Here is a 2,023-nt window from a genome sequence, read left to right on the forward strand (position 1 = left end):
GAGCAACTAACAAAAGTTAGATGCCCAAGTGTAAAGAAGAAGCAAATCGGAAGGTAACTCAATGACCTTATGTGTATAGTATGGGCAAGCACAATTATTTTATACATAAGTGGAATGAAAAAATGGTTATAAATACCCAAAATAGTCAAAGCTAATTTTAATACAAACGATATTTTTATGGAAAGAGGAATGGATATGAAAAAATACAGACCTAGTATGGGAAAAGCGAATGTGGTGGAAGGTGAAACGCTACTGTTTCCATTTAGAACATTATCAAATGAAATTTCAAAAATAATAGGTGAAGTAGTGTCATTTGATAAAACCAGTGATGGTTTGGAATATATAGAGGTGAACGTAGGCGATAAAAGAATCAAACGATATGTAATTTAGTCAATCATTCATTTCCTATGAAAAAGGAGCTATATAATGAGGAAATTCAGCGTTTAAATATATTCTCAATACCATAGTTCTGTGGACGATAAAATGTCTAAAAATGTGTGAAACCAGTTTATAAAACAATTCATCAGTTTTGAGATGAAATCAAAGGGGGAGAAAACAATGAAAAAGGATACGAAACGTAAGGTTAGAAAGGCAATTGCTCGTAGAGGTAAGTTAGTAGAAAGATATCGTGTTGAAACAGCGTGGAGAAACATATTTGTACAAGCTGGCATCTTAAAATAAGTGAGGTGGCATACACATTGCTAGAATGGTTAAAAGGTTATCATAAGTTAGAAGATGAAATTATCTATTTAGAAAGTGATTTAGATAGAAGCAAGAAAGAGTTAAAACGTTGGATATATAGTGACTTGCAAGAAGTGCGATTAACTGAAGGGGCAGAAGGAGGAAAGCTTGAAGATCGTATTGCTGTACGTGAACATGACCTAGCTCATAAGATGAATGACATGTACGAATTAAAGAAAGTGATTCAATCATTCAAAGGATTAGAACATAAGATTATGTATGGTAAGTATGTGGAGGGTAAGACATTGGAAAAGCTTGCTGAAGAATTAGACTACAGTCCGCGTTATATCTATAATAAACATGCGCAAATAAAGCGAATGATTGAATATGCTCAAAAGCTAGGTTAACAAAACATTAAGTTCACTTCAGTTCATGTTAACTATTGCAAAAAGGAGTTACAGTAATAACATAAAGAATTGACGAAAAGATAGCTGGTCTACAGTTGTTCTTTCATCATGTCAAAAAACGCGTATTGGTGACAGAGGCAGTACTCGTTTTTTGAAACTGATAGTCTACTATTATTGTTATGAGAGTAAGTCCTAAATAAATAATAGTTTGACAAGAAGGATTTCAAGATAATATATGTAACAATAGATAAAGATTGTTACCAAAAAACTAATTAATTTTGTTGGATTTACCAAATTTCAGACATAATCGGAATGCCGAATCATACATTTATAGGGAACAGTTACAATTCCTCTTTACGAGAGGGCACTTATCTGGAGGGGAGTGCCCTCTTTCGTATGCCAAAATTAGAAGATGCATATGTCGTGAATAAGGTAAGGTTCGATAACAGTGGTGAATGGATATTAAAATATCACGTACCGTATTATATAATTCATTTCAAAAGGAATGAAAAATGCAAATGCAATGTATGGCAGGTCATGTGGAGTATAAATTCGCATGATGCATTTTTCATCCTTTATAGAAGAAGGACAAACGTATTTGGTTATATAATCGTGTGTGGAAACAAAGGGGAATTCATACAAACACAATATCATCTGTCCTTCTTCCATTCTTACTATGTGCTAATATTTGGTTTTTTATACCAATGAAAATGAGTTGCAATAAAAAAAGAGGCGAAGGAAATCGCCTCTGTTGTACATATAAACCAAAAACATAAGAGAGTAAGATATGTATTGTATTCTACGTTTGGTGTTAAATACCTTTTTTATTTTGATTTTTTCTTTCATTATGTAAAAAAACGAGTACCGGTGACGGAGTACCCGTTTTTTAGAAATTTACCGTGTTAAGGAAGGTGCTCAAGATACTATATGTAAAT

3 protein-coding genes are annotated in these 2,023 nt (G+C 32.8%); all 3 read left to right on the forward strand.

Annotation, left to right across the window (positions count from 1 at the left end; all coding sequences use genetic code 11):
- Positions 1 to 195: 195 nt before the first annotated feature.
- Positions 196 to 390: a hypothetical protein gene (locus ACQRBL_RS29885; RefSeq protein ID WP_023523438.1), complete on the forward strand. Its 195-nt coding sequence runs from the start codon at positions 196 to 198 to the stop codon at positions 388 to 390.
- A gap of 168 nt (positions 391 to 558) precedes the next feature.
- Entirely contained in the window at positions 559 to 681 is a 123-nt protein-coding gene (locus tag ACQRBL_RS29890) for a DUF3983 domain-containing protein (RefSeq protein ID WP_006921851.1), read from the forward strand.
- Between the two features lie 17 nt (positions 682 to 698).
- Positions 699 to 1,088 (forward strand): hypothetical protein, encoded by a 390-nt coding sequence (locus ACQRBL_RS29895; protein WP_023523437.1) that lies wholly within the window; start codon positions 699 to 701, stop codon positions 1,086 to 1,088.
- Positions 1,089 to 2,023: the final 935 nt, after the last annotated feature.

The organism is Bacillus sp. AF62, assembly GCF_050312695.1.
Taxonomy (GTDB): Bacteria; Bacillota; Bacilli; order Bacillales; family Bacillaceae_G; genus Bacillus_A; species Bacillus_A cereus.

Excerpts from the sequence above, each read along its gene's own strand:
- ACQRBL_RS29885 (WP_023523438.1), top strand. The coding sequence starts at position 196 with ATGAAAAAATACAGACCTAGTATGGGAAAAGCGAATGTGGTGGAAGGT.
- ACQRBL_RS29890 (WP_006921851.1), top strand. The coding sequence starts at position 559 with ATGAAAAAGGATACGAAACGTAAGGTTAGAAAGGCAATTGCTCGTAGA.